Source organism: Nocardia farcinica, from assembly GCF_029867845.1.
Taxonomy (GTDB): Bacteria; Actinomycetota; Actinomycetes; order Mycobacteriales; family Mycobacteriaceae; genus Nocardia; species Nocardia farcinica_A.
Window position 1 is genome coordinate 1 of record NZ_JARWRU010001038.1, and the last position, 1,940, is coordinate 1,940.

The following is a 1,940-nucleotide window of genomic DNA, read 5'->3' on the forward strand; positions in this document are numbered from 1 at the left end:
CCCCCGGGGGGGCGCAACCCCCCCCCCCCCCCGCGGTGGCCCCGCGCACCCCCCCTCCCCCGGGGCTATCTCCGGGCCGCCGGGGGGCCCCCTCCCTCGCCGCCCGGCCCGCGGCCGGTCGCCATACACTTACCGGCCGTGGGTACACATCGCAGCGAGAATCGGTCACGTGGGATCAGCAAAGGGCCGGTGCTCGCCGCGGTGGCTCTGCTGCTGTTCGTCGGGGCGGTCTTCGCATGGTTCCAGTTCAGGGACCGGGCCGCCGACCGCGACAGCGCCGCGGCGGCCGAGTGCGTGGAGGGCGAGGCGGTCGTCGCCGTGACCGTCGATCCCGGCATCGAGGCGCCGGTGCGCGCGGTCGCAGAGAAGTACAACGCGACCGAACCGGTGGTGCGCGACCACTGCGTGCGGGTCTCGGTCACCGCCGCCCCGTCGGCGGCGATGGCGGAGGCCTTCCGCGCGGGCGGCGCCTGGGACGCGGCGGCGCTCGGCCCGCAGCCGGCGCTGTGGATCCCGGACTCCTCCCGGTCGGTGGAGTACATGCGGGTGCCCGGCCTGGTGGCGGGCGAGCCCTCCCCCATCGCCGCCACCCCGATCGCACTCGGCGTGCCGGAGCAACTGCACGCGGCGCTGACCGAGGCGCAGGTGGCGTGGGCAGACCTGGCCCGCTTCCAACAGGGTTCGCTCGACGAACTCGGCCTGTCCGGCTGGGGCGGGCTTGGGCTGGCGCTGCCCAGCTCGGACGCGAGCCTGGCGGTCGCGGTGTCCGTGGCGGCGGCGATCTCCGGCGAAGAACCGTTGACCGAGTCCGGCGCGGCCTCCGGTCAGGCCGTCGCCGCCGTGTCCGGGCTGGCGGTCGGCGCTCCGGCGTCCACGGACACCGCCTCGGCGCTGGCCGCGGTGGGCGGCGCGGGCTCGGACATGCACGCCGTGGCCGCCACCGAACAGCAGATCGCCACCCAGCCCGGCCTGCTGCCCTACCGCCCGGTGGGCACCGGCGTGTTCGCCGACCATCCGGCCGCGCTGATGTCCGGCCCGTGGGTCGACCAGACCGCGAATCTGGCGGCGGGCCTGTTCGTCGACTACCTGCGTCACCCGCAACAGGCGACGTTCTTCAGCTCGGCGGGCTTCACCGCGACCCCCGCCCCCACCGGTGCGGGCGCGAACCGTGCCGCCCTGGAGAAGGTCCGCGCCACCATGGACAACCCGGTGCTCGGCGTGCACGCGACAGTGCTGCTGGACGTCTCGTCCTCCATGGCCACCGCCGAAGGCGCCCTCACCCGCCTGAACAACTCCCTCGGCGCGCTGCGCTCCACCCTGACCGTGATGCCGCCGGACTTCGGTCTCGGCGTGTGGACCTTCGGCAAGAATCTCGACGGCAGCTCCCCCTACGAGGTTCAGGCCGAGACCGCCACCCTCACCGACAGCCAGCGCGCCACCGTCGACCAGGCCCTCGGCGCGGTCGAGGCCACGTCCACCGCCGCCGACCAGGCCTACCCCGCGCTGCTGGCCGCCTATCGCGCGGCGGCACAGAACTACGAATCCGGGCGAACGAATTCGATTCTGCTCATCACCGACGGCCCCGAGGACGACTCCTCGCTCACCGGCGCGGATCTGCTCGCAGCGCTGGCGAAGGCGGCCGATCCCGAGCGTCCGGTCCGCATCGACGTGATCGTCATCGGCGGCGACGGATCGCAGACCCTCGAGTCGGCCGCCACCAACACCGGCGGCACCTACACCCGGGTCGCCACCTCGAACGACCTCAGCTTCGGCACCGCCGTCGTGCGGGCGCTCACCACCACCTAGAAAGGCCGACCGGAAAGGCCGAGCAGAAAGGCCGAGCAGAAAGGACGAGCAAAAAGGACGACGCCTCGGGACGGGAGTGGCATCCCGAGGCGTCGGTCGCGGAGACGGCGGTGGCCACCGCCCGATAGCGCTGG

1 protein-coding gene is annotated in these 1,940 nt (G+C 73.8%); it reads left to right on the forward strand.

What is annotated here, in order from left to right; translation table 11 throughout:
* Window positions 1-138: 138 nt before the first annotated feature.
* Window positions 139-1,806 carry a VWA domain-containing protein gene (locus tag QH283_RS22965; RefSeq protein ID WP_280505020.1) on the forward strand — a complete coding sequence of 556 codons (1,668 nt, stop codon included), beginning with the start codon at window positions 139-141 and terminating at the stop codon, window positions 1,804-1,806.
* Window positions 1,807-1,940 lie beyond the last annotated feature (134 nt).